Raw genomic sequence first — 24,495 nt, forward strand, 5'->3', positions numbered from 1 at the left:
GCGACACACCGTTCAACAGACCGCATTCGGAGCCGTTCCCGGACTGAAAGAGGATGAGACAGTGGCTACTCTGCAGGAAACCATCGAAGTGGATGTTCCCGTGTCCACCGCCTACAACCAGTGGACGCAGTTCGAGTCATTCCCCGAGTTCATGCAGGGCGTGGAGTCCGTGGAGCAGATCGACGAGACCTCCCTTCATTTCCGGACGGACATCGCCGGAGTAAGGCGCGAGTACAACGCCCAGATCACCGAACAGCTGCCGGACCGACGCATCGCCTGGGTCAGCACGGACAAGCCGCGCAACTCCGGCGAAGTTTCCTTCGAACCCCTAGGCCCGGAACAGACGCGCGTCACCGTGGCCCTGGAGTGGGAACCCGAGGGATTCGTGGAGAAGGCGGGCTCTGCCCTCCACGCGGACAGCCACCAGATCAGTGCCGACCTGAAGCGGTTCAAGCAGTTCATCGAAGCACGCGGCATTGAATCCGGTGCCTGGCGTTCCGCCGTGGACCGCAGCGAAGTCGAAGAAACCGACGAAGAGGCCGGCTTCGCCGCCGGCGCACCGGCACGGCACACCGAGCACCCCCGCGCCGACGCACCCCCCGCGCAATCGCCCCACACGCCCACGCCTTCGCCGCAGCGTCCGGCCGGTGTTGACCCGTTTATCGACGACGCTGAACCATCAGATCCGAGGTGACCATGCCTGCTAAAAAGAACCCCAGCCTGAAAGACCCCGAACTGTACGAGGAACTCCGGGAGGATGGCGCGTCAAAGGAGAAAGCAGCGCGCATATCCAACGCCGCGGCCAAGCAGGGCCGCTCTGCCGTGGGCCGCAAAGGCGGCAAGTCCGGCGACTACGAGGACTGGACCGTCGCGCAACTCAAGTCCCGCGCCAAGGAAATCGGCCTCACCGGATACTCCTCCAAGAAGAAAAGCGAGCTGATCTCGGCTCTCAGAAACCACTGACAGCGGCAGCAATGGGTTACTGTACCGGCCGGTGCCGCGCCCGCCACGCGATTCCACGCCAGTCCCGTGAATTGCACTCCATTGCGGGCCATCGCCGCCGTTGCGGTGCTGCCGCGTCAGGCGCCTTTACGCCGGCTCTTGGCAGGTTCCTTGGCCGCAGGCTCCTTTGCGGCGGTCTTCGTCGCCGTCTTGCTGGCCGTCTTCGTCGCAGTTGCCTTGCCGCCCGTCCCTTTCGCGGCAGTGGACCTGGTAGCGGCAGTGGACCGGGCAGGGGCCGCCTTGGCGCGGGATGCCTTTGCGGGTGCATCGGTGCTGCCGGCATCGTCGGATTCGTCCGCGTCCTTGGACGCGCCGCCCCGCTTCTTTTCAAGGCTTCGCTTGAGGGCCTCCATCAGGTCGATCACTTCGCCGCTTCCGGCTTCGGCAGCCTCGGCGCCAAACGTCTGTTCCGTGTCCAGGGACTCACCCTGCTCGATCTTTGCGTCGATGAGCTTGCGGAGCTGCACCTGGTAATCGTCAGTGAACTGGCTTGGATCGAAGTCGCCGGCCATGGAGTCCACCAGCGCCGCGGACATCTCGCGCTCCTGGGCGGAGATGCGGACGGACGTCTCGAGGGCAGGGAAGGCCGCTTCCCGTACTTCGTCGGACCACAGCAGAGACTGCAGCACCAGGACGTCATCCCGGATCCGCAGGGCGCCAAGCCGGGTCTTCTCCCGGAGGGCGAACTGGACCACGGCCACGCGGTCCGTGTCCTCCAGCGCCCGGCGGAGGAGGACGTACGCTTTGGGCGACTTGGAGTCGGGTTCGAGGTAGTAGCTCTTCTCGAACATCATCGGATCGAGCTGCTCGGACGGGACGAACTGCACCACTTCGATCTCGTGGCTGTTCTCCGCCGGGATGGATTTGAGCTCATCCTTGGTGAGGACCACCGTGCGGCCGTCTTCTTCGAAGGCCTTGTCAATGTCCGAATAGTCCACGATCTCGCCGCACACCTCACAGCGGCGCTGGTAGCGGATGCGACCGCCGTCGGCATTGTGGACCTGGTGCAGCCCGATGTCGTGGTCCTCGGTGGCGCTGTAGACCTTGACCGGCACGTTGACCAGCCCAAATGCGATAGCGCCTTTCCAGATGGCTCTCATGGAACTAGTGAACATCAGAGTTGCCCGGAGGTGAAGACCTTTGGCCGGCAGTAGGGAACGTGTCCGGGTCCAGGGCCGCGAACTGGTGGTCACCAACCTGGACAAGGTCATGTATCCGGAGGCGGGCACCACCAAGGCGGACGTCCTTGCGTACTACGCCGCCGTGGCTCCTGTTCTGATCCCGGCCGCCGCCAACAGGCCGGCCACCCGCAAGCGCTGGGTCAACGGCGTGGGCACCGCGGAGGCGCCGGGACAGATGTTCTTCCAGAAGAACCTGGACGAGTCCACCCCCGGCTGGATTCCGCGGGCGTCCATCCGCCACAAGGAACGCACCAGCCAGTACCCCCTGGTCAATGATGCCGCCACGCTCACCTGGCTGGCCCAGATGGGTTCGCTCGAAATCCACGTCCCGCAATGGCGCGTGGACCCGCACGGGAATCCCATGTTTCCCGACCGGCTGGTGCTGGACCTGGATCCCGGGGAAGGCGCCGGGCTGGCGGAATGCGTTGAGGTGGCCCGGCTTGCGCGTGCCATCCTCCAGGACGTGGGCCTGGATCCCGTTCCCGTGACCAGCGGCAGCAAGGGCATCCACCTTTATGCCGGCCTCGACCGCACGCAGAACTCGGACCAAATCTCCGAATTCGCCCATGAACTTGCCCGCGCCCTGGAAGCAGACCACCCGGACCTGGCCGTCAGCGACATGAAGAAGACGCTGCGCACGGGCAAGGTGCTGGTGGACTGGAGCCAGAACAATGCCGCCAAGACCACCATCGTGCCCTACTCGCTCCGGGGCCGGCTGAAACCCACTGTGGCTGCCCCGCGGACCTGGCGCGAGCTGGCCTCGCCCGCCCTGAAGCAGCTGGACTACCGCGAGGTCATGCGGCGTGTGAAGGACGGCAAGGACCCCTTCGCTGCGGTGTCCGCCCACGGTGGCCACGTCCAGGACCCTTCGGACGGCGGCGGGGGCAGCAGCACCTCCGCCGGCGGTGCAGCCGACGGCGGACACACGGATCCGCGGCTGGAGAAGTACCGCTCCATGCGGGATCCGGAAGGGACCCCCGAACCGTTCAGCGCGGACCGGCACCGGGCGGACCCGAACGCCGGCATCATCCGGGAGCGGTTTGTGATCCAGGAGCACCATGCCAGCCGGCTGCATTTCGACTTCCGGCTGGAGCGGGACGGCGTGCTGGTGTCCTGGGCACTTCCGAAGGGCGTGCCCACGAGCGGGACGCAGAACCACTTGGCGGTCCAGACCGAGGACCACCCCATGGACTACCTCGATTTCGAGGGCACCATCCCCAAAGGCCAGTACGGCGCAGGGACCGTCACCGTCTGGGACCACGGCTACTACGAATGCGATAAGTGGATCGCGGGCAAGGAAGTCATCGCCACGCTGACCGGGGCCGACGGCGGCGGCCTTGGGGGGCCCAAGAGGTTTGCACTGATCCGGACCAGCCGGGACAGCGACCACTCGAAGGGGGCCGAGCAAGCCCAGTGGCTGATTCACCTGATGGACCGCAAGGGGCACGGTGCTCCGGTCAAGAAGGAGCAGGACGAGCCGCAGAAGGCGTCCGCAGCGGCACCGCCTGCTTCCGCTCCGGCACCGCCTGCTTCCGCTCCGGCACCGCCTCCGGCGCCGGCCCCGGATTTCTCGCCGATGCTCGCGGGCGCCGGAACCACCGCCGATCTTCGGGGCCTGGACTGGCAGTTCGAACTGAAGTGGGACGGCATCCGGGCCATCATCATCGGCGACGAGGACAGGATCCGGCTGATCAGCCGCAACGGAAACGACGTGTCCGCAAGCTACCCGGAACTGACGGACCGCAAGTGCTGGCCGGAGCAGAGCTTCACCGCCGACGGCGAGATCGTCGCCGTCGGGCCTTCCGGGCGGCCCGATTTCGGGCTGCTGCAGACGCGGATGAAGCTGACCAAGGCAGCCGATGTCGCCAAGGCGAGGGCCGCCACGCCGGTCCGGCTGATGGTGTTCGACCTGCTGTCCGACGCCGGCGAGGACCTCCGCAGGATGCCGCTGCGCAAACGCCGGGCCCGGCTGGATGAATTGCCATGGCCGGCAGGCGGCCCGGTGCAGTTGTCCGAGGTGCTGGACCACGACGTGGAGGACCTTCTGGCGAGCGCCAAGGAACTGGGACTTGAAGGGATCATGGCCAAGCGCGTTGACGGCCGGTACGTCAGCGGCGGGCGCACCAAGTCCTGGCTGAAGCTGAAGTTCGAGCGCACCCAGGAAGTGGTGGTGGGCGGCTGGCGCCCCGGCAAGGGGTCAAGGCAGGGCTCCGTGGGGTCGTTGCTGGTGGGGATCCCCGAAGGCAATAAGCTGCGGTATGTGGGACGCGTGGGCAGCGGGTTCAGCGACCGTGAGCTGACGGAACTGCGGCTGCAGATGGATTCCTTGTCCAGGAAGACCACTCCCTTCACCGACGTACCGGCCGCCGATGCCTCGGACGCGCACTGGGTAACGCCCGGTTTGGTGGGCGAGGTGACGTTCGGTGACTGGACCGGGGCCGGGAAACTCCGGCATCCGGTGTGGCGGGGCTGGCGCCTGGACAAGAACGCCGACGAGGTCGTAGCGGAGTCCGGCTGACCCCACGGCGGCGACGAAGCCGGTGACTCCGGAGGCACGAAAAAGCCGGGCAACACCCGGAATTGGTGTCGCCCGGCCGCGGGTTCGTATTACGAGGAGTGCGGCATCTGCGGCCTGCCGGTCCGGTGGACCGCGGTCACTGCTGCCTCGTGGCCCATCCGTCCGTGGGCGGTGCCGCGTTCTTTGGGATGGCGGCGTTTGCCGTTGCCGTCCGGCCACTGCCTGCCGCCGTTGACCGGGCCGGCAGAGGTGGTCGGCTCGGGCGCCGGCACCTCGTCCATGGATTCCGCCAGGTGGCTGGCCAGTTCCGGCTCGAGCTGTCCCCCAGGATTTTTCTCAGCCATTGTGCTCTTCCTTTCCGCGTTGAAATGAAGTGTCCACCAATACTAGGTCTGCAGGAACTGCTTGTCTGCAGGGGCTACCAGCGGACTTTTTTCTGGGCAGGGCCTTGCTTGCCGCTTGCCTGCGTGGGTTTGTGGCCGTGGGCAACGCTCTGCGATCCGGCACCGCCGCGGGACTTGCTGGCCAGCATTTCGCGCTGGGCGTCCGTCAGCCGGGACTTGATGCCCTGGGCATCCGGCGCTTCTTCCTGCGGGCCTGATGTGGGCTCGGCCTTCTTGCTGTTGGTTTTGTCGGTCACGGAAGCTCTCCTTGTGGTGCGGAATCGGGTGGCGGTGATGAGAGGCGGATGACACACGCTGGAAGATCGCGGTGGAGAAATCACGACGGCGGGAGCCGTCGGAGGGGATCAACGCGGAGGTACGCCTCAACTAGCCTGAATTGCTGGTGAATGCAGCGGGCGGGACCGGCCAGCAGGTACTACCGCTGACGGCCGCGGGCCTATCCAAAGATCAGTGTTCCCATGGCTCAACCTTAGACAGTGATCCGGCCCGTTGGAAACCCCCGTTTCGGATGGATTCCTGCACTGCGCGAACATGGCCTGCTACCGCCCGCCAGGGCCGGATTCCGGCTCATTTGGGCGGCTTTTTGGGCTGACAGCGGAAAAGGTTTCGGAGCGATGCCGCACATCGCCGGATTCCCAGTGCTGGCGCGGTGAAAGGGCGCAAAACAATTTCGGCCCTGGAGCCGAATACGGGCATGAAACGGTGATCATACGCCACCAAAGTCGGAAAATCCATAGAAATCAACTAAAATTGAAAGCCTGCCCGGAGCGGGGCAGCTACAAGTCGCAAGCAAATGACCTCCACAGGAGCAGCCCAAATGCCCAAAGACCGAAGCATGACCGACTCTTCAGCAGGCGTGAACGACGCCCGCGGGACCGACAGTATTTTGCCTGAGGGCGTTTCGCCCCATGGCACCAAGAAGCCGAGGCTGTTGCCTCGCCGGAGGCTCAAAGTCTCCGACATCAACGTCGTCAACAAGCCGATGCTTAAGAAAGCACTCGGTGGAACCATCGTGGGTAACACCATGGAATGGTACGACGTCGGTGTGTTCGGCTACCTGATCACCACCATGGGACCGGTCTTCCTGCCTGAGGCCGACAAGTCCGTGCAGACCCTGTTCCTACTGGGAACCTTCGCCGCCACCTTTATCGCCCGCCCCCTGGGCGGAGTCATCTTCGGCTGGCTCGGCGACAAGATCGGGCGCCAGAAGGTCCTCGCCGCCACGCTGATGCTGATGGCCGCGAGTACGTTCGCCGTCGGCCTGCTTCCCGGCTATGCGCAGATCGGTATGTGGGCCGCGGCCCTGCTGGTGCTGCTCAAGCTGGTCCAAGGTTTCTCCACCGGTGGCGAGTACGCCGGTGCCACTACCTTTGTAAGTGAATACGCCCCGGACAAGCGCCGCGGCTTCTTCGCCAGCTTCCTGGACATGGGCAGCTACCTCGGCTTCGCCCTCGGCGCCGCCCTCGTCTCTGTGCTGCAGCTGACCCTGGGTCAGGGCGCCATGGAGGAATGGGGCTGGAGGATTCCGTTCCTGATTGCCGGCCCGCTCGGCCTGATCGCAGTCTACTTCCGTAGCAAGATTGAGGAATCCCCGCAGTTCCAGGCCACCCTGGATGCCCAGGAGAGCCTCGCCAAGGACGCAACCTCATCGGACACCGCAGCCTCCAAGGGCCCGGTGGGCATCGTGAAGGCCTACTGGCGCTCCCTCATCGTCGCGATGATCCTCGTTGCCGCCGCGAACACCGCAGGCTACGCACTGACCTCCTACATGCCGACGTACCTGACGGAGTCCAAGGGCTACGACGAGGTGCACGGCACGCTGCTGACCATCCCCGTACTGGTCATCATGAGCCTCTGCATCCCGCTGACCGGTAGGCTCTCCGACCGGATCGGCCGACGCCCCGTGCTGTGGATCGGAGCCATCAGCACGGTCGTCCTCGCCACCCCGGCGTTCCTCCTGATCGGCATTGGTGAAGTCTGGTCCACGTTGGCTGGTCTTTCCCTGGTTGCTTTCCCGGTGACGTTCTACGTGGCGAACCTGGCCTCGGCGCTGCCGGCACAGTTCCCGACTGCCAGCCGCTACGGTGCCATGGGCATCGCCTACAACTTCTCGGTGGCCATCTTCGGCGGAACCACGCCGTTCATCGTGGCAGCACTGATCACGGCGACGGGCAACGACATGATGCCCGCGTACTACCTGATGGCCACCTCTGCCATCGGTGCAGTCGCGATCTACTTCCTGAAGGAATCGGCCAACCGTCCGCTGCCGGGTTCCATGCCCAGCGTGGACACCAAGGCTGAGGCCCACGAGCTCGTGGCCACCCAGGATGAGAACCCGCTGATCGACCTGGATGACATGCCTTTCGACGACGAGGTTCAGGAGCCCGAAAAGGTTCCGGCCAGGGTCTAACCTTGTAGTCCAAACCCCGCCCGGCGAGGCCTGCTTTGCACGATGTTCCTTTGTGACAGCGTGCGGAGCGGGCCTCTCGCGCGTCTGGCAGACTTTTGACGGCGGCACCCACAGCAGAAGGAAGAACGGAGGTACGCATGAACGACACCCTCATGCGGCATCTCCGCGCCCTGCATCGGCTTGGTCCCGCCAACAACGATCACTTATCAGCGCTCCGCGTCGCCGTGAGTGTGGCCGTTCCGTCATTGGCCCTCCTCTTCCTGGGCCGCCCGGAACTGATCATCTACGCCGTTTTCGGCGCCCTGACCGGGATGTACGGACGGTCTGAGCCCCACCAGCTCCGCCTCATGCACCAGGCTCAGGCCGCACTGGTGCTGCTCAGCGGTGTTGGCGTGGGCATCTTCCTGTCCGTCAACCACCTCCATTCGTGGTGGCTGGTGGGCGTCGAAGCCGCGCTGGCCGGCGTCGGCTCGGTGTTCTCCGACAGGGTGAACCTGAAACCCAACGGTCCGTTCTTCGGCATCCTGGCCCTGGGTGCCTGCGCCTCCGTGCCTACGACGGTTCCCTGGTTCGCGGCTCTTCTCATCGCCGCTGCCTCCGCGGCGTTTTCACTGGTGATCGGGTTTGGCGGCTGGGTTCGTGGCCGGACGTGGCAGCCGGGAGCGGTGCGTACCGCTACGCCTCTGCTCGGAGCCCGCAAACAGGCGGCCATGATCCACGCGGCACGGTACGTCATGGCTGTGGGAGCCGCCGGCGCCATCGGCGTCCTGAGCGGCAGCGGCCATCCTCATTGGGCCATGGCAGCGGCCGCGGTTCCGCTCGCCGGGGCCGACCTGCCCAGCAGCGTGCACCGCGGACTCCACCGCATTATGGGGACCTTCCTCGGGCTGGTGCTGGTCGCCGTCGTGCTTCTGCCGGTCCCGTGGGCTCCCTTGCAGGCCTTCCCGGGGGCGGAAGCCGCCGTGCTGGCGGTGCTGGTCATCGTCTTCCAGTTCACTACCGAGCTGTTCATGACCCGGCATTATGGCCTGGCCATGGTGTCCTTCACTCCCGTGATTCTGTTGATGACGCAGCTTGCCGCTCCGGCGGACCCCTACGTCCTCATTACTGAACGTGCCGTGGAAACTGTTGTCGGAGCGGCGATCGGCATTGCGGTTATCGTGCTGGTCCGACGGCGGCGCCGCACTAGCTGAGAATGCAACGCTACTTCGCAGGCCGCTTCGCCGGCCCCGAGGTGAACCGTGCGGGCAGCATCCGGGAGACCCCGGCTACTATTTTGTACCGCCTCGTGGGGATGGAAACGGCCCGGCCGCGGTCGTTGTCCGCCAGTCCTTCCCGGACCACCCGATCGGCGTGCAGCCACAGCCAGCGCGGGGCCACTGTTTTGTCCATGCCCATGCGGTCGTGGAATTCGGTGTGCGTGAAGCCCGGGCATACCGCCGTCACTTTCACTCCGCTTCCGGCGTATGCCAGGTTGGCCCAGCGGCTGAAGGTCACCTGCCATGCCTTAGCCGCCGAGTAGCTCCCCCGGTTGGCGAAGGCGGCGACGCTGGCCACATTGATGATCCTGCCCGAGTGACGCGCCAGCATGCCTTGCAGGGCCGCGTGGCACAGTTCCATGGGCGCCTGGACATGGAGCCGGAGGTGCCGGCGTTCCTCCTCCATGCTGTTTTTGTCGAAAGGCTTCAGCAGCCCTATCCCGGCGTTGTTGACCAGGATTTCCACCGGCCGTGACGCGTCGGAAAGGCGTTCGACGACGGCGGCCACCCCGGCGTCGTCGGTCAGGTCCGCGGAAAGAACCTCCGCGGTGATGCTGTAGTTGTTTTCCAGTTCGTGCGCGGCAGCCCGCAGCCGGTCTTTGTCCCGGGCGACCAGCACGACGTGGTGGCCCTGCTCTGCGAGCTGCCGGGCGAATTCGGCGCCAAGGCCCGCCGTGGCGCCGGTAATGAGGGCTGTGGTTCCAGGGACTTGTTCCGTCATGGCAAGATCCTAGCCGTGCGGACCCGTCAGCGCTGCTCGGGCCCGCCGGCCGGGCGTCTTTAGGCGAACTTGGCCAGCGGGTTCTCCAGCCGGCCGGCCATCTGGAGGCCTCCGGAGGGGTCGGTGAGGTCCAGCATCTGCTGGTTGTTGCGCAGCTGCAGCCTGTTGAGGCAGGAGAACTGGAAATCCGGGGCGAACAGATCATGGCGGGCAAACTGGTCCGCCAGTTCCGGGTGCTCCGCCTGGTAGCTGTGGACGGCTGCAGCCGCGATGCGCCAGAATTCGTCGCCGCTGAGCACGCCGTCCTCCTCCAGGAAGGCGCCGAGGAACCGGAAGATGCAGTCGAACACATCGGTGAAGATGGCCAGGACCTTCTCACCGTCGGGAATATCGACCTTGATCCGGGACACGTCCTCTGGCAGGTCAAGCCTGTCCCCCATCACGACGATTTCCTCGGCGATGTCCTTCATGACCGCCCGGACCGGCACACCGTTTTCCAGGACAAGGATCACGTTCTCGCCGTGCGGCATGAACGCCAGCTCGTAGCGGTACAGGCAGTGCACCAGCGGGACGAGGTACGTTTCGAAATACCGCCGCAGCCACTCCCCCGCCTGCAGCCCGGACTGTTCGATCAGCGCCGACACCATGGGTTTGCCCGCTGCGTCAACGTGGAGCAGCGAGGCCATGGTGGCCAGCTGCTGACCGTCCTCCAGCAGCGGCAGGGGACTTTCCCTCCACAGGGCGGACAGCATCTTGCGGTACGGCGAGCCCTTCGCGGAGGCGGCCTCGTAGTAGCCGTTGTGGTAGCCGATGGCCGCCACTTCGCGGATCATTGCCAGCCCGCGGCTTTGCAGGGCTTCGTCGCTGACGATCAGGTCCTGGAGCCAGTCGTTGATGGCCGGCGTGGCCTTCATGTACTGCGGCGACAGGCCGCGCATGAAGCCCATGTTCAGGACGGACATGGCTGTCTTGACGTAGGCCTTGTCTGGTGCGGCCGTGTTAAAAAAGGTCCGGATGGACTGCTGGGCCTGGTAGCTGTCCGCCCCGATGCCGAGGTGGACGATGTGCTGCTGGGCAATTTCGGCGGCAAAAGTCACCGTCAGCTTGTTCTCCCACTGCCACGGGTGAACCGGCATCAGGAAGTACCGGGACGGGTCCAGGCCAAGCGCGCCGAGTTCGGCGTCGAAGTAGGCCAGGGCCCCGGCCCCCAGTTCGGTGTCCAGGTGTGCGGCGTAGTCGAGCCCCTCGCTGGAGGTGAACACGGCCTTGCTCCGGTGGACCGCGATCCACTCCAGCTGAACGGCGGCGCCGGTCTCCGGAGCGAAGGCACGGTAGTCGCTGATGCCGAATCCCAGCCGGCCGTTGTTGGCCACGAAGCAGGGGTGGCCCTCGGTCATGCTGCGTTCAATGGCCTGGAAGTCCGTAGCGACGTCCGCTCCGCCGGTCACGCCGGCTGCCAGTTCGGCGGACGACGGCTGGCCCATCCACTGCTTGTATGCGTGGCTGGAGAGCGTGCTGCTGATCTCCTCGAGGTAGACCGGGAGCATCTCCTGCCGGATGCCCAGGGCGTCGCGGAATTCGGTGATGAACCGGAGCGCATCCAGCGGTGCGTCCTGTCCGTCGCGGCTGCACCTGATCGAGGCGGCGTCGACGGACCAGTGGTCAAGGTGCAGGACTTTGGCGGAGAAACGGTATTCAACCGAGGCATCATCGCTCAGCACCCGGTATTCATTGGAATGGGCCGTTCCCCCCGCCCGGTCCCCTGCGCTGGTCCGTTCAGGGCTGAGGATCCGCTCGTGGGAGAACTCGGCGAGAGCCTTGCGGACAAGGTGCCGGTTGGCGGCGGCCCAGCGTTCCGGAGTCAGATGGGTTGCGGCGTTGCCTGCGGTCAGGACGGATTCAAGTTCAGCAGTGGTCATAGCGATGCTCCCTGGCGGATCGGGGATGAATGTAGGGCGGCACGGGCCGAATGGAAGGCTTCACGGGTGCAGAAGCTGAGGAGCGCCTGCTTATCCGGAAGGGTCACTTCTCCGGCGGGCTGGAAACCCAGCCGCGCGTTGAGGACATGGATTTTATGGTTCCGGGCGTCGGGCTCGACCACCACACGCTCCACCTTGTCCTTGGCGAAGAGCCTGGCCAGGACTGTTTCCATCACGGCGGCGGTGTAACCGGTCCGGGGCGGACCGGCGGGCGGGGCGACCAGGAGGTGCATCCCGATATCCCCCGGTTGGACGGCGTACAGGCCCGCGAGCGGCGACAGGACCGGGAGGTACTCCTCCATCAGGAAGGCGGGGTCGCCGTCGTCGAGCCCCAGCAGGGCGTGGTGATGACCGCTGGACTGGATTTTGGAGTATTCCTCCACAACGTCCGCCACCGTGGCGGACTGCATCCCCCAGAAGGCGGCGTACGGCCGGGTCACCCAGCTATGGAGGAGCTCAGCGTCGGCCTCCGGGTCGAAGCAACGGAAGGTGAAACTCATGCGTGCACCCCCAGCGGTTCAGCGATTGCGGTTTCGCGGACCCCGGTTTCGCGGACCCCGGTTTCGCGGACCCCGGCCTGAAACTCCGGCTGCTCCTGGACGCCGAACTGCTGGAAGGCGATGCTGCGCTCCACCGGATAGACCTCCCGCCCGCAGATCTCGCGCAGGATGCAGGAGTTGCGGTAGGCGGCCATGCCCAGGTCCGGCGTGACGAAGCCGTGGGTGTGGAGCTCGGCGTTCTGGACGAAGATCTCGCCGGGTTCGACGCCGGTGCTGTAGTTGCGCTCGACGGCGAACCTGCCGGTGCTGTCCCGGGCGATCCGTTCCTGCACGCCGGCGAGGAATTCCGGCTCGCGGTAGCCGTAGCCGGTGGCAAGCACCACGGCTTCGGTGTCCAGCGAGTAGTCCGCTCCCTGTTCCTCGTGCCGCAGCTGCAGGGTGTGCGACCCGGATGCGGGGTCCCACGACGCCCCGGTGAGCGCCGAGTGCGTCAGCAGCCGGGTGTCCACGATCCCGGAGAGGCTCTTGGCGTACAGGAGATCGTAGATGGCGTCGATGAGCTCGGAGTTGATGCCCTTGTACAGGTTTTTCTGGCTCTTGATGAGGCCGTCACGCTGTTCCTGCGGGAGTCCATGGAAGTAGTCCACGTATTCCGGCGACGTCATTTCCAGGGTGAGCTTGGTGTACTCCAGCGGGAAGAAGCGGCCGGACCGGGTGACCCAGTTGAGCTGGTACCCGTGGACGTCGATCTCCTGCAGCAGCTCGTAGTAGATTTCCGCCGCGCTCTGGCCGCTACCCACGATGGTGATGCTCCGCTGCTTCTGCAGCTCACTCTTCCTCGACAGGTAATCGGCGTTGTGGAGGACAAGTCCCCCTCTGTCGTTGGCCGCCGCGTCGACTATTCCGTCACAGGCCGCCGGTACATACGGCGACGTTCCGGTGCCCAGCACCAGCCGCCGTGCGCGCAGCACCTCAGGCCCCGCGGGACCGTCCACGGACAGCGTGTACACGCCGCCGTCGTACGTGATCTCACGGACGTCCGTGCCGAACCGCACCGAATCGAGCTGGCCGGCCACCCACTGGCAGTACTGGTTGTACTCGGCGCGCAGCGGGTAGAAGTTCTCCCGGATGTAGAAGCGGTAGAGCCTGCCGGTCTGCTTGAGGAAGTTCAGGAACGAATACGGGGACGTGGGGTCAGCGAGCGTCACGAGGTCGGCCATAAAGGGGACCTGCAGGTGGGCCGGCTCCAGCATCATGCCGGGGTGCCAGTCGAACGAGTCGCGGCGTTCCAGGAACACCGCGTCCAGCCCCTCCACGGGCTCGGTGAGCGCGGCGAGCCCCAGGTTGAAGGGCCCGACGCCGATTCCGGCAAAGTCGTAAATGCGGGCTGCGCCTGGGGTGCCGGAGGCTGGGGTGGATGACGTGGATTGGGTGCTCATGCTGCGGCCTCCTGCCCGGCGAGCAGCGCTGCGCCGGTGCTGCGGAGCAGGCTGATGATCGCGCCGATGTCTTCGGGCGTGGCCTCGGCGTTCAGCAGCGTGAATTTCAGGTAGTGCCTTCCGGCCACTTTGGTGCCTGCAACCACGGCATCTCCCGAGGCAAACACGGCTGCCCTGATCGCGGGATTGAGGGTGTCCGCAGCATCCTCGTCGAGGCGGGTCCCGTCCGCCAGGACCGGGCGGTAGCGGAATACCAGCGTGCTGAGCTGCGGTTTGGCAACGAGCTCAAAGTCGGGGTCCGCGTCCAGTGCCTGCCCGGTGCGGGCGGCAAGGTCGATCGCTTCGTCCAGCAGGGCACCCACCGCGTCCGCTCCCATGATCCGCAGCGTAAGCCAGAGCTTGAGGGCGTCAAAGCGGCGCGTGGTCTGGATGCTCTTGTCCACTTGGTTGGGGATGTCCGCCAGCGCGGCGCTCTCCGGGTTCAGGTAGTCCGCGTAGTACGTCACGTGCCGCAGCATGGCCTTGTCCCGCACCAGCAGTGCGCTGGAGCTCACGGGCTGGAAGAACGTCTTGTGGTAATCGACCGTGACCGAATCGGCCAGCCGGATTCCATCCAGGCGGTGTCCGTAGCGGCCGGAGACCATCAGCCCGCCGCCGTACGCGGCATCCACGTGGAACCATGCGCCGTAGGCCTTGGCGAGCGCTGCGAGCTCAGCGAGCGGGTCCACCGCGCCGAAGTCGGTTGTCCCGGCGGTTCCCACCACGGCCATCGGGACAAGCCCGGAACTGGCGGTCTCCGCGAGCGCGGCGGCCAGGGCGGCGGGGTCCACGCGGTGGTCCGGCCCGTACGCGACCGGCACGACTGCGTCGTAGCCCAGCCCCAGCATGGAGGCGGACTTGCGGATGCTGAAGTGGCTGTCCTCGGAGGCGAAGATCCGCAGTTTGTCCAGCAGGCCGGGGAGCCGGAGGGTTTCATTGCCGGGAAGCTTCCGCAGCCCGGCGACCGCGTGGTTGCGTGCGATGAGGAGCGCCTGGAAGTTGGACTGGCTGCCACCGGATGTGAAGACGCCGTCCGCAGCGTCGCCGAGGGACAGCCGCGCTGCCGTCCAGTCGATGAGCCGGCGCTCGATCATGGTGGCGCCGGCACTCTGGTCCCAGGTGTCCATGGACGAATTCACTGCGGAGAGGATGCTCTCCCCCACCAGCGCCGGGATGACCACGGGGCAGTTCAGGTGGGCGGCGTACTTCGCGTCGTGGAAGTAGACGGCGTCCTGCAGGTAAACCTCTTCGAGTTCCGCCAGGGCGGCAGCGGTGTCCGGCAGCGGGCGGTCCAGGTCAACGGCGCCGACGCGTGCTTTGAGTTCCTCGGGCCCGACGCCGGTAAACGGCTTAGTGGTCCGCTCCAGCTTGGTGGCCACGGCATTAACGCCCTGGAGCACCTGCGCCACGTAGCGGGGTGCGTTGCGGGAGTTGAAGAGGTGGTTGGTGGCGGAGAGGGCAAGTTCCACCCGGGAGCCGAAATCATGCCCGGCAGTCGGGGCAGGCAGGTCCAGGATCTCATCATCCACACGGGGCAACAGCGTCACAGGTTTTCCTTTGGTAAGCGGTTTGGGGGCGCGCTAACGTAGCAAGGCTAGCCTTACTTAGGGGAACCTTTTAGTCAAACTTTTGTGAGCTAATTGATAAATTGGCGGAAATCCGGGTTTTTTGCGGCTCAAAGGAACGTCATTGACTGTCGCCCGGGCTTGGACTGAGGCACAATATGCGGCTACTGGGGGGCGGTGGCCTCTGACTTGCGGCGGCAGAGCAGCGTCCACCGGTTCCCGTCGTCCTCCTTGGCATAGGAAAACTGGTCCAGGGCCACCTTGGCGAGGGCAAGCCCGCGCCCGCTCGCGGACAGGTCGTCCGGCAGTTCGGCCCCGGACAGGTCTATCCCGGCCGGCCTGGCGTTGTCCGTGAACTCTGCATAGAGCCGCTCCGGTTGGCACTCCAGCGCGAGCACGAACTGCACAGGGTCGGCGCTGGCCGGCCGCGAGTGCTCAATGATGTTGGACGCCACCTCAATCAGTGCAGTCTCGAACCTGATGCGGTCCATCAGCTCGATCCCGGGTTCGCCTTCCCAGAGCTCCCCGAGCAGGTCATGGACCAGTTCCAGGCTTTCGGGAACGGCCGCGGCACGGAGGCTGAACCGGCTGCCCATCAATAGGCCCCGTCCACGGAGGACACCGGCTGCAGCACTTTGTTGAGATTGGTCATTTCGAGGACCGCGGTGATCTGCGCCGTGGGGTTGGCCAGCCGAAGGTCGCCGCCCGCCTGCCGGGTCTTTTTCAGGCCCGTAATCAGGGCGCCCAGACCGGACGAGTCAATGAAATCAGTACCGGCCAGGTCAACCACCAGCCGGACCGTGCCGTCACTGATGAGCGCATCGATGTTGGCGCCGAGGTGCGGCGCCGAGACCATGTTGAGCCGGCCGACGGGCCGGATCACGCCCACTCCGTTGGCCAGGGTCTCGTTGTTGAATTCGATCACGGATTTCCTTCTTTCTTTTGGGTGCTGTCCAGCCAGGCATCGTAGCCGGGGTAGCGAACAGCCTGGATGACCACGCTGAAGATCAGCAGGTCAAAGGCTATCCACACAAAATTGACGGAGCTGCCCAGGAGGTCCCCCTGGCCCAGCAATAAACGGACGACGCCCACCACAGCCGCCAGCACCAGGACGGCCATGGCGACCAGCTGGGGCCGGACCAGGTGCCAGGGCAGCCGCTTGCGTGCCTGCAGCGTCTTGGGCGTGACCCGGAAATCCAGGTCCCGGCCCAGGAACACGTTCCCGAACGCCGAGGTGACGGACTTGATCCATGTGGGGAACAGGGCAAGCGAGTACTGCTGGCCGCGCCACGTCGTCACGCCCCGCCCCACCACGAGGAACAGGATCTGGTTGACCACCAGGAAGGGGATGAGCCGGAGGAAGAACTCGTTGCTCAGCGACTGCACGGGCAGGATCCCCAGGATGAGATAGATGACAGGGGCCGCGATATAGGCCACGGCCGCGAAGCCGGCGAGATAGCTCCACATGGTTGCCAGGTACATCAGCCGCTGGGCCAGGCTCAGCCCCTTTTGCAGCACTGGGTTCTCCCGGAACATGACCTGCATGGTGCCCTGCGCCCACCGGAGCCGCTGGGTCAGCATCGAATCAAGGTCCTCCGGAGCCAGGCCGTCAGCCAGCTTTTCGTGGTGGTAGGCCGATTCCCAGCCGAGGGAATGCAGCCGCATGCACGTGGCCATGTCCTCGGTGACAGAGATAGTGGCGAGCGGCATGACGGCCTGCGCTTCGCCGGCCTTCTCGGCATTGACGGAGTCGATCAGCACGCGGACGGTTTCCACCGCTCCCAGCGGGGACCAGTCCCGTTGCGACAGCCTGTCCAGCGCAACCTCGTCGACGATGGCGAGTGAACCGTCCACGTCAATGGTCCGGGACAGCCCCTCAATGGAGTTCAGCTCTGCGTGCAGCGCCACGAAGTCTTCCGCCACCAGGTTCCGTGCCACTGTGTCCACCCGCGCCTGGAACCGGTAAGTGACGTCAGCAATGGCCCGCCCCTCGCTGAGCTCCCGCCGGACCTGACGGAGGTCCGCCGCTACCGTGGACAAGGCGGCTGCCAGCCGTTCCTGCCCGGGGCCAAGCTGGCGCCTCGCTTTGGCCACCACCTTGTCCGCTGTCCGTAGCGCCTTGTTCAGCGCCAGCTCGGTTTCCGAGACGTACCGCATAACGCCCAGCTGCATCAGCGCTTCCCGGCGGATGATCGCGTTTGAGCCGCAGAAGAAGGCGGCGTTCCAGCCGTCCTTCCCCTGCTGGATGGGCCCGTAGAACAGTGGCGCCTGGCTGCCCAGCGGATCGTGCGGCGGGACATTCACGAACACCTGGGGTGTTTGCACCAAGGCCATCCTGCGGTTGTTGAAATAGCCGAGGGTGTGGTCAAGGATCCTGGGATCAGGTATTTGGTCGGCATCCAGGATCAGCATGAACTCGCCGTCGGTGGCGAGCAACGCGTTGTTGAGGTTGCCTGCCTTGGCGTGGCGCGGCCGGTTTGCCCAGTCCTCAGACCGGGTGATCCAGCCGATGCCCTCGGCTTCAGCGATGGCCCGCAGTTCCGCCCGGTTCCCGTCGTCGAGGATCCAGGTCCTGTGCGGGTACTCGATACTCCTGGCCGCCCGCGCCGTTCCCATCACGAGGTCCAACGGCTCGTTGTACGTTGTGACGAACACGTCCACCGTCAGGCCGGGAGGCGGTGGCGGCGGAGTCTCGCGTTCCCTGTAGCGCCACATGGTGACGCCGAACAACAGGGAGTCCAGCAGGGAGTACGTCTCGGCCAGGACAAGCGGCACGGCGATCCACCAGGCGTCCCAGCTGATGGAAACCATCCAGCGCCAAATGATGTAGTTCAGGCCCAGGATGGCCGTTGCCAGGACAATCAGCCGGATGGCAAGCTGCCGCGATGTCATTGCCCGGCTGTCCCCCTGGATCCTGGTCGGTTCGGTCAGCCGCCCGGTGGGGATCCGGCTCCAAAGTGAGACCAAGGAAGCGGAAAAGACGGACTGTCCTGAGTCAGTCCAACCTTATCCGCCCGCCACGGAAACGGCTAAGGGGCGGAGTGGCATGAGCCATGAAAGGCCCGGGCCGTCAGCTTGCGGCGACCTCCTCCTGCGACGGGCCGTCAGGCTCCGTGAGGTGCCGCTGGTGGAGCTCCTCCGCGGCCAGTTCGTACCACGTGTGGGCACCGAACGACGGGTTGCGCGTGTCCAAATGCCTGTACAGGGCATCGGCCAGTTTGCTGAGGGCATCATCTGACATGGCCCGGACCGTGGAGGCGGGATCCATGTTCCCTTCGAGGTATTCGGACAGTTCCAGGCCATTGATGGTGCGCTGTTCCCCGGCGGCGGCCAGGACTCCGTCGGGATCGGGCCCGGGCGTTGTTTCGCCGTCCAGCAGCGCGTTGATCTCGCCGTCCAGTGCGGCCTCTTCGCCGCCTGCCAGTCCGGCGTGCTCAAGGCAGATGGGCAATTCCGCAGGCTCGGCAAGTTTGAGGCGGAATGCCTCGGAGTCGCTCGCCCCGGTCTTGGGCTTCCTGCTGCCTTCCGCCGCGAGTCCGGCGATGTGGCGCAGGTACATCAGCACTTCGGGGTCCAGATGGGACGCGCCGTGGAGGTCTACGGTGATGTCCTGCTCCGGGGAGAGCCGGCGGCCGCGGCGCATGATGTGCAGCAGCACGGGGTAATTGGCCTGGGTCAGGCAGCCGGTGACTTCAAGTGTTACCCGTCCGGGATCAACATCCACACGGACCAGCACACGCAGTTTATGGTTCAAGGCTTCTCCCACAGAGACTTCCAAGAGCCGGCTTCATAACTCACGTAAACCATACGAAATTGTTGCCAGCGCCACAAGCCGCCCTCACAGCCCCGGTCCATCAGCCCTAGCCAGACCTGGACTTGGGATATGAACGAGATCACGCTGGACGCATCCGTGGCCGCACAGCTGCAGGATCTGGTTATCAGCAGTAATGATGTCAATAGCTTCCTTGCGGAGCTCTGCGAGCTTTCCGCTGTTTCGCTTTCGGACGCCCTCGGCCACGAAGTGTCCTGCGCGGTCACCCTTAGCCGGCACCACAGGACCACCACGGCGGCATGGAGCAACCCGCAAGCCCGGCTCTTTGACGAGATCCAGCACAGTTTCGGCGAGGGACCCTGCCTCCACGCGATGACCACAGGCACCACGGTGCTAATCCGGGACACGCGCACCGACACCCGGTGGCCCGAATATGGCCTGGCGATTGCCACCCAGGGACAGCTCAGCGTGCTGGGTGTGCCGCTCACGCTGGACGCAGGCGCTGCCGCAGCGCTGAACGTTTTTGCTCCGATCCCGGACGTCTTCGATGCCGCCGCGATCCAAAAGGCCGAGCTGTTCGCTTGCCACGCTGAAAAGGCACTCCGCCTTGCGGTGCGGATCGGCGTCCGGCAGCAGCCGGCCGAGGACCTGCGGTCAGCCATGGAATCCCGCACTGCCATAGACCTTGCGGCCGGCATCATCATGGGGCAGAACCGGTGCTCGCAGGCAGAAGGAATGGCCATCCTCACCAAGGCTTCCAGCGGCCGGAACCAGAAGCTCCGGGATGTCGCGGAAAAGCTGGTGGCATCATTCGCCGCCGCGGGATCCGCCACTCACTTCGACGATTAGTTCACTACCGGGTTCGACTGACAGGCTGCCAGACGACAGGCTGCCAGGGCGCCGGCCCGTTGACTATGAAGCGCCGTTGACTACGAAGCGGTCACTTCGTCCGTGGGCGGCTGTTCCGGCCAGTCAATGAACTGGTCGTAGGCGTCGTGCTTCTTCAGATAGGCGTAAATGAAGGGGCAATGCGGGATGATCCGCTTCCCTGAAGACACCACGTCATCCAAGGCGAAATGTGCCAGCACCTTTGCCAGCCCCTGGCCTTTGAAATCCTCCGCGGTGTCCGTGTGGATGAAGTCCACGTGCCCGGGTCTGTCCATAAAGCGCGACTGAACCGCCAGTTTGCCGCCCACGCGCAGTTCGTAGCGGTGGAGGTCGTCATTGCGGATGGTAGTGACGTCCGGGCTGAACGTGTCTTCAGTGGATACCGTGTTCTCCGTCATGGTTCGACATTGGCACTTAAAGGCGACGGTGGCAATGGTCCTCCGGCGCCGCCCGGCGCGTCGCCGGTCCCGCCCTCCGGGCGCGCAGGCATCGCCCGCTCGCGCACCGGAAGGCGGCCCAGCAGGAGCACGGCCAGGGCAAAGCACGCCGCGCCTCCTCCCAGCAGTCCAAGCGTCAGTCCGTTGAACGCTGCGTCGGCCACCGGAATGAACACCACGACGACGGCGGTCACCACTGCGGCGGCGGGCCGGCGGCGGGAGTGGGCTGACGCCGTCGGCCGTTCTTCCAGCCGCCCGAAGACGGCCAGCACCGGCAGCAGCAGCACGACGATGCCGAACAGGACCAGCGGCCGCGACCACCACCACCCGGCGGTCCCCGCCGCCGGTTTGGGGAAGCCGGTGAGCAGGAGCAGCCCGGCCATGGCTGCCAGCAGCGGCAGGTGCCACAGGTACACGGTCATGGCGCGCCGTCCGGCCAGCCCCACCAGCACCCGGACCCACCTTGCCGCGGCCAAGCCGGTGAGGACGGGGCGGGAGAGCTGCAGCGCCGCGGCTTGGGCCACGCCAAGGAGCAGCAGGCAGAAATTGGGCGGATTCAGGTTCACCAGCATGTTGCCCCGGTACAGCCCCAGGCCCGTGACCAGGCCCAGCAGGAGGTTGCTCGCGATGACGATGCCCACCAACGTGGACGCACTGGGTACGCGCACCGGGACGTCGGCGAGGATGAACCCCAGCTGCTGGACGGCGCACCACAGGAAGACGATGTTGGCGTAGGCCAGCGGAGGCAGGGAACCGCGGAAGCAGTCCACCGCCACCACCAGCGCGGTGAGCCCGGCCATCGTCAGCCATGGGGCGCGGTCATGGAGCGCAGCCAGCAAGGGGATGTTCAACTGGGCCGCCAGGTACGCGGCGAGGAACCAGAGCGGCATCCCGGCGCCGGTGACGATCAGCTCCACCACCTGGGGTTCCACGCCGAACAGCCGCGCCGCCCAAAGTCCGGCGAACATCACAGCCAGCAAGGCGGCGGCCGGGCGGATGAGGCGCAGCAGCCTGGCCTGGGCGAATTCCAGGCCGGTGCCGCCGCGTGCCCTAAGCCTCCGCCACGACTGCAGTCCGGTGATGCCGCCGGCCACGAAGAAGAGCGGCATCACCATAAAAATCCAGATGATCGGCTCGAACCAATCCTGCCGGGCGAGCGTATTCTCGGTGGTCACCGTTCCGTCAGGGTGAAGCACCGGGCTGACCATCGTGGTGTGGCCCACCACCACCAGGGCCAGGCAGAAGAAGCGGGCGAGGTCGATCACCAGGTCGCGTTCCGGTGCGGGCAGGTCCTGCACTTCGCTTGCCTGCGCTAACCCTGCCGGTTCCGGCGGTGGTTGCTGCGGAACACCCATTGCGCTCCCTACGGACGCGGTTCGATTCTCTGCGTACGTTCCATTGTCCGTCGGGCGTCCGTCAAGGGCCACAACCGACGCGGCTCCACCGAGCGGGCTGGCGGCGCTCAGCCGAGCAGCAGCCCCAGGAGGCCGAGTACGACGGCGAGCAACGGCGTCGTACCTTGGATGGCGGCCGGGCGGAGGTACTTCCGTCCGGTCAGCGCCAGGACGGCGGCCGCGAGCCCCATGGAGCCGCAGGAGGCGAAGATGAGCGTCCAGCCGACCACCGGCTGGCCGAGGAGGACCGCGCCGGCACCAATCAGCGCGCCAAGTGCCAGGAACAGGTTGTAGAAGCCCTGGTTGTAGGCCAGCGGTCGGGTGGTCTCGGCGTCGGCCTGCGAGGCGACGCCGAAGCGCTTCCACGTGGCCGGCCGGGTCCAGGTGACGGACTCCATCGTGAAGATGTAGACATGCAGCAGTGCCGCGAGGAACGCGAAAACGAGGGAGGCCGGGATCATGGCTCGATCCTAGCCTCCCTCGTTGGGAGTTTTTGTCCACTTATCGCGACATAATGACCCTCGAAGTCCCGTTATGTGGACAAAAACTCCCTACTTCGTGAGGGTGGACAGGGCTCCGGCGGCGAAGTCCTTGGCCGAGGCGTTCCACTTCCCGAGCAATCCCTGGAGGTTCTCACCGTCGGCACGGTACGGCCCGGTTTGTGCTTCCAGCGTGGCCAGCACACCGGTGCGGAGCTCGGTGTTGAAGTTCACCTTGCCCACGTTCATGGCGGCGGCCTTGACCAGTTCCTCGGCCGGGATGCCGGAGGCGCCGTGCAGCACCAGCGGGATGTGGGTGCGCACTGCGATGTCCTGCAGCACGTCCCACCGCAGCTGCGGCTCCCCCTTGTACTTGCCGTGCACATTGCCCACGGCCACGGCCAGGAGCTGTGCGCCGGTGCGGGCCACGAAGTCCTCCACCTGGGCGGAGTCAGTCAGCCCGGCAGTGCCGGTGCCCGTGCCGGCGTCCAGGCCGAAGGCACGATCCTCGTCACCTGCCAGGCCGCCCAGTTCCGCTTCAATCACGACGCCGGCATGGCCTTGCGCTTCCAGCACGGCGCGTGCTTCGCGGACCAGCGCGATGTTTTCCTCGTACGGCAGCGACGAGCCGTCCGCGAGGACTGAATCCGCCCCCGCCGCAACGGCGTCGGCTATCACCCGGAGATCGGAGGCGTGGTCCAGCTGCACGGCGATGGGAACACCGGCGGAGTCCGCCAGCCCGCGGAGCGCCGAGATGAGCCGCAGCCCGTTGGGGGTGGCTGCCGTCTTCGGAGCCACCAGCAGGATGGCGCCGCGGCCGGCCGCCTCGGCCGCCTCCACCACGGCCAGGGCAGTGGTGAAGTCGTAGCAGGTGAAGGCCGGGACGGCTGCACCCTGCTGGAGGGCGGAAACTACCAGGTGGTCGAGTCGGGTGCGCATCAGACGCCCAGGCCTCCCACCAGGATCCAGGCCACGAAGGTCAGCAGGAAGCCGGCCAGTCCCAGGATGGTGGTCAGGACGGTCCAGGTACGGAGGCCGTCCGAAACCGTGAGGCCGTAGTACCGCACGACGGTCCAGAAGCCGGCGTCGGTCACGTGGGACAGGCCCAGTGAGCCGAAGCCGATGGCGATGACCAGCACCGCGATCTGGGCAGGCGTGTAGCCGCCCTCGGCGACGGCCGAGGTGAGCAGGCCGGCAGTGGTGACGATGGCCACGGTTGCCGAGCCCTGCGCCGCACGGAGGGCCAGCGAGATGATGAAGCCGAGGACGATCAGCGGCAGGCCCAGCTGGTCCAGGGTCTCGGAGAGCGCGGCACCGATGCCGGACGTGCGCAGGACCTCACCGAATACGCCGCCGGCGGCAACCACCATCAGGATGGAGGCAATGGGAGGCAGGGCACCCTCGAAGATCTCGCCCGTCTCGCGCAGGGACCAATTGCGTCGTACGGCCAGCAGGAAGAAGGACAGTGCCACTGCCACCAGGAGTGCGAAGAACGGGTTGCCGATGAAGGCGGCGAGACCGTACAAGGAGTTGTCCTTGGGGATGGTGAGCGTGCCCAGGGTGCCGATGAGGATCTGCACGATCGGTGCGGCGATGAGGAAGATGATCAGGGCCGGCCGGGGCGGGGCGATAGCGGCGGCGCCGGGGCCGTCGTGGCCGACCTTCACCAAGGAGTCGGAGCCGAATTCGTCCACCTGGGCTTTGACGCTGGGGAGGAGCTCGTATTCCCTGCGGTTCATGATGCTGGCAACCCAGTAGGAGAGGAAGCCGAGCGGGATGCAGATCAGCAGCGAGATGAGGGTGATCAGGCCGATGTCGGCACCGAACACACCGGCGCCGGCGACGATGCCCGGGTGCGGAGGAACGGCGACGTGGATGGCGAGCATAATGCCGGCCATGGGCAGGCCGAACTTGACCGGGTGGACGTTGGCAATCTTGGCGAAGGCGTAAACGATGGGGACCAGCACGATGATGCCCACCTCGAAGAACACGGGAATGGCCACCAGGAAGCCGACGGCCGTCAGCGCCACCGCCACGCGCTTGGCGCCAAGCTTTTCCGTGAAGTGGGAAGCCAGTGACTGGACGCCGCCGGAGACTTCGATCATGCGGCCGAGCACGGCACCCAGTGCGATCAGCAAGGCAACCTTGCCCATCGTTCCGCCCACACCGTTGGCCACAACGGTGAAAACATCCTTGAGCGGGATCTGGGAAGCCACTGCCACCAGGATGCTCACGGTCAACAGGGCCACGAAGGCCTGGATCTTGAAGCGGATGATCATCACCAGCAGGATGGCGATGCCAATGGCAGCAATGGTGAGGAGCAGTGGAGTGCCTAGTTCCACTGCGGGTTTGATGGCTGGGGTGTCAGCCGCCCGCACGATCAGCGGGTTCATCAGATGGTTCATGACGGGTGTCTCCTTTGACGAGCCAGTCTTCCAGAAGACGGGCAATCAGGCGCTAACTATTTCTGTCGGGGAACGCTGGGAGGTACGACGACGGCGGAGGGGG

General features: G+C 65.7%; 23 protein-coding genes. 6 read left to right on the plus strand and 17 right to left on the minus strand.

Going from position 1 to position 24,495, the window contains the following annotated elements:
• Nucleotides 1-61: 61 nt before the first annotated feature.
• On the plus strand, nt 62-694 hold the full coding sequence (locus J2S97_RS08300) for an SRPBCC family protein (RefSeq protein ID WP_307048224.1): 633 nt from the start codon (nt 62-64) through the stop codon (nt 692-694).
• 2 nt (nt 695-696) lie between these two features.
• Nucleotides 697-963, plus strand: coding sequence for a DUF7218 family protein (locus J2S97_RS08305; RefSeq protein WP_307048226.1), 267 nt, complete (start codon nt 697-699; stop codon nt 961-963).
• A 116-nt stretch (nt 964-1,079) separates the two neighbouring features.
• Here the strand turns inward: J2S97_RS08305 and ku are convergent, their stop codons facing one another.
• A complete protein-coding gene (gene ku, locus J2S97_RS08310; RefSeq protein ID WP_307048228.1) occupies nt 1,080-2,102 on the minus strand; it encodes a non-homologous end joining protein Ku in 1,023 nt (340 codons plus the stop codon).
• Nucleotides 2,103-2,142: 40 nt separating this feature from the next.
• On the opposite strand from ku, the gene J2S97_RS08315 reads away from it, so the two are divergent.
• Nucleotides 2,143-4,701 (plus strand): ATP-dependent DNA ligase, encoded by a 2,559-nt coding sequence (locus J2S97_RS08315; RefSeq protein WP_307048230.1) that lies wholly within the window; start codon nt 2,143-2,145, stop codon nt 4,699-4,701.
• An 89-nt stretch (nt 4,702-4,790) separates the two neighbouring features.
• Here the strand turns inward: J2S97_RS08315 and J2S97_RS08320 are convergent, their stop codons facing one another.
• Nucleotides 4,791-5,045 (minus strand): hypothetical protein, encoded by a 255-nt coding sequence (locus J2S97_RS08320; protein ID WP_307048232.1) that lies wholly within the window; start codon nt 5,043-5,045, stop codon nt 4,791-4,793.
• A 74-nt stretch (nt 5,046-5,119) separates the two neighbouring features.
• Entirely contained in the window at nt 5,120-5,341 is a 222-nt protein-coding gene (locus J2S97_RS08325; RefSeq protein ID WP_307048234.1) for a hypothetical protein, read from the minus strand.
• 581 nt (nt 5,342-5,922) lie between these two features.
• Here J2S97_RS08325 and J2S97_RS08330 point away from each other — a divergent pair.
• Entirely contained in the window at nt 5,923-7,515 is a 1,593-nt protein-coding gene (locus tag J2S97_RS08330) for an MFS transporter (RefSeq protein ID WP_307048236.1), read from the plus strand.
• A 137-nt stretch (nt 7,516-7,652) separates the two neighbouring features.
• Nucleotides 7,653-8,708, plus strand: coding sequence for an FUSC family protein (locus J2S97_RS08335; RefSeq protein WP_307048238.1), 1,056 nt, complete (start codon nt 7,653-7,655; stop codon nt 8,706-8,708).
• 10 nt (nt 8,709-8,718) lie between these two features.
• Here J2S97_RS08335 and J2S97_RS08340 read toward each other — a convergent pair whose 3' ends face one another.
• The 9 genes from J2S97_RS08340 to J2S97_RS08380 all read right to left on the minus strand — a co-directional run bounded on the left by J2S97_RS08340 (nt 8,719) and on the right by J2S97_RS08380 (nt 18,771).
• A complete protein-coding gene (locus tag J2S97_RS08340; protein ID WP_307048240.1) occupies nt 8,719-9,495 on the minus strand; it encodes an SDR family NAD(P)-dependent oxidoreductase in 777 nt (258 codons plus the stop codon).
• 59 nt (nt 9,496-9,554) lie between these two features.
• Nucleotides 9,555-11,414: an IucA/IucC family protein gene (locus tag J2S97_RS08345; RefSeq protein ID WP_307048242.1), complete on the minus strand. Its 1,860-nt coding sequence runs from the start codon at nt 11,412-11,414 to the stop codon at nt 9,555-9,557.
• Nucleotides 11,411-11,974, minus strand: coding sequence for a GNAT family N-acetyltransferase (locus J2S97_RS08350; protein WP_307048244.1), 564 nt, complete (start codon nt 11,972-11,974; stop codon nt 11,411-11,413). The genes J2S97_RS08345 and J2S97_RS08350 overlap by 4 nt, the downstream gene beginning before the upstream one ends.
• Nucleotides 11,971-13,413, minus strand: a complete 1,443-nt coding sequence (locus J2S97_RS08355) for a lysine N(6)-hydroxylase/L-ornithine N(5)-oxygenase family protein (protein ID WP_307048246.1) — start codon at nt 13,411-13,413, stop codon at nt 11,971-11,973. Before J2S97_RS08355 ends, J2S97_RS08350 begins: the two co-directional genes overlap by 4 nt.
• Nucleotides 13,410-14,999, minus strand: coding sequence for a pyridoxal phosphate-dependent decarboxylase family protein (locus tag J2S97_RS08360; RefSeq protein ID WP_373460521.1), 1,590 nt, complete (start codon nt 14,997-14,999; stop codon nt 13,410-13,412). Before J2S97_RS08360 ends, J2S97_RS08355 begins: the two co-directional genes overlap by 4 nt.
• A gap of 182 nt (nt 15,000-15,181) precedes the next feature.
• Complete coding sequence (locus J2S97_RS08365; RefSeq protein ID WP_307048248.1) at nt 15,182-15,613, minus strand: ATP-binding protein; 432 nt, start codon at nt 15,611-15,613, stop codon at nt 15,182-15,184.
• Nucleotides 15,613-15,942, minus strand: coding sequence for an STAS domain-containing protein (locus J2S97_RS08370; protein WP_104173822.1), 330 nt, complete (start codon nt 15,940-15,942; stop codon nt 15,613-15,615). The genes J2S97_RS08365 and J2S97_RS08370 overlap by 1 nt, the downstream gene beginning before the upstream one ends.
• Entirely contained in the window at nt 15,939-17,909 is a 1,971-nt protein-coding gene (locus tag J2S97_RS08375; RefSeq protein WP_307048251.1) for a glycosyltransferase family 2 protein, read from the minus strand. The genes J2S97_RS08370 and J2S97_RS08375 overlap by 4 nt, the downstream gene beginning before the upstream one ends.
• 178 nt (nt 17,910-18,087) lie before the next feature.
• A complete protein-coding gene (locus tag J2S97_RS08380; protein WP_307048253.1) occupies nt 18,088-18,771 on the minus strand; it encodes a hypothetical protein in 684 nt (227 codons plus the stop codon).
• A 129-nt stretch (nt 18,772-18,900) separates the two neighbouring features.
• On the opposite strand from J2S97_RS08380, the gene J2S97_RS08385 reads away from it, so the two are divergent.
• The gene (locus J2S97_RS08385; protein ID WP_307048255.1) at nt 18,901-19,638 is read left to right on the plus strand and encodes a GAF and ANTAR domain-containing protein; all 738 of its coding nucleotides are present in this window, start codon (nt 18,901-18,903) and stop codon (nt 19,636-19,638) included.
• Nucleotides 19,639-19,718: 80 nt separating this feature from the next.
• On the opposite strand, the gene J2S97_RS08390 is transcribed toward J2S97_RS08385, so the two are convergent.
• From J2S97_RS08390 to J2S97_RS08410, 5 genes are all read right to left on the minus strand, one after another.
• Nucleotides 19,719-20,075 (minus strand): GNAT family N-acetyltransferase, encoded by a 357-nt coding sequence (locus J2S97_RS08390; protein WP_307048257.1) that lies wholly within the window; start codon nt 20,073-20,075, stop codon nt 19,719-19,721.
• Nucleotides 20,072-21,469 (minus strand): acyltransferase family protein, encoded by a 1,398-nt coding sequence (locus tag J2S97_RS08395; protein ID WP_307048259.1) that lies wholly within the window; start codon nt 21,467-21,469, stop codon nt 20,072-20,074. The genes J2S97_RS08390 and J2S97_RS08395 overlap by 4 nt, the downstream gene beginning before the upstream one ends.
• 107 nt (nt 21,470-21,576) lie before the next feature.
• A complete protein-coding gene (locus J2S97_RS08400) occupies nt 21,577-21,969 on the minus strand; it encodes a DUF1304 domain-containing protein (RefSeq protein ID WP_307048261.1) in 393 nt (130 codons plus the stop codon).
• A gap of 90 nt (nt 21,970-22,059) precedes the next feature.
• A complete protein-coding gene (locus tag J2S97_RS08405) occupies nt 22,060-22,926 on the minus strand; it encodes a class II fructose-bisphosphate aldolase (RefSeq protein ID WP_307048263.1) in 867 nt (288 codons plus the stop codon).
• Complete coding sequence (locus J2S97_RS08410) at nt 22,926-24,392, minus strand: GntP family transporter (protein ID WP_307048265.1); 1,467 nt, start codon at nt 24,390-24,392, stop codon at nt 22,926-22,928. Before J2S97_RS08410 ends, J2S97_RS08405 begins: the two co-directional genes overlap by 1 nt.
• Nucleotides 24,393-24,495: the final 103 nt, after the last annotated feature.

This window comes from Arthrobacter oryzae, from assembly GCF_030812315.1.
Taxonomy (GTDB): Bacteria; Actinomycetota; Actinomycetes; order Actinomycetales; family Micrococcaceae; genus Arthrobacter; species Arthrobacter oryzae_B.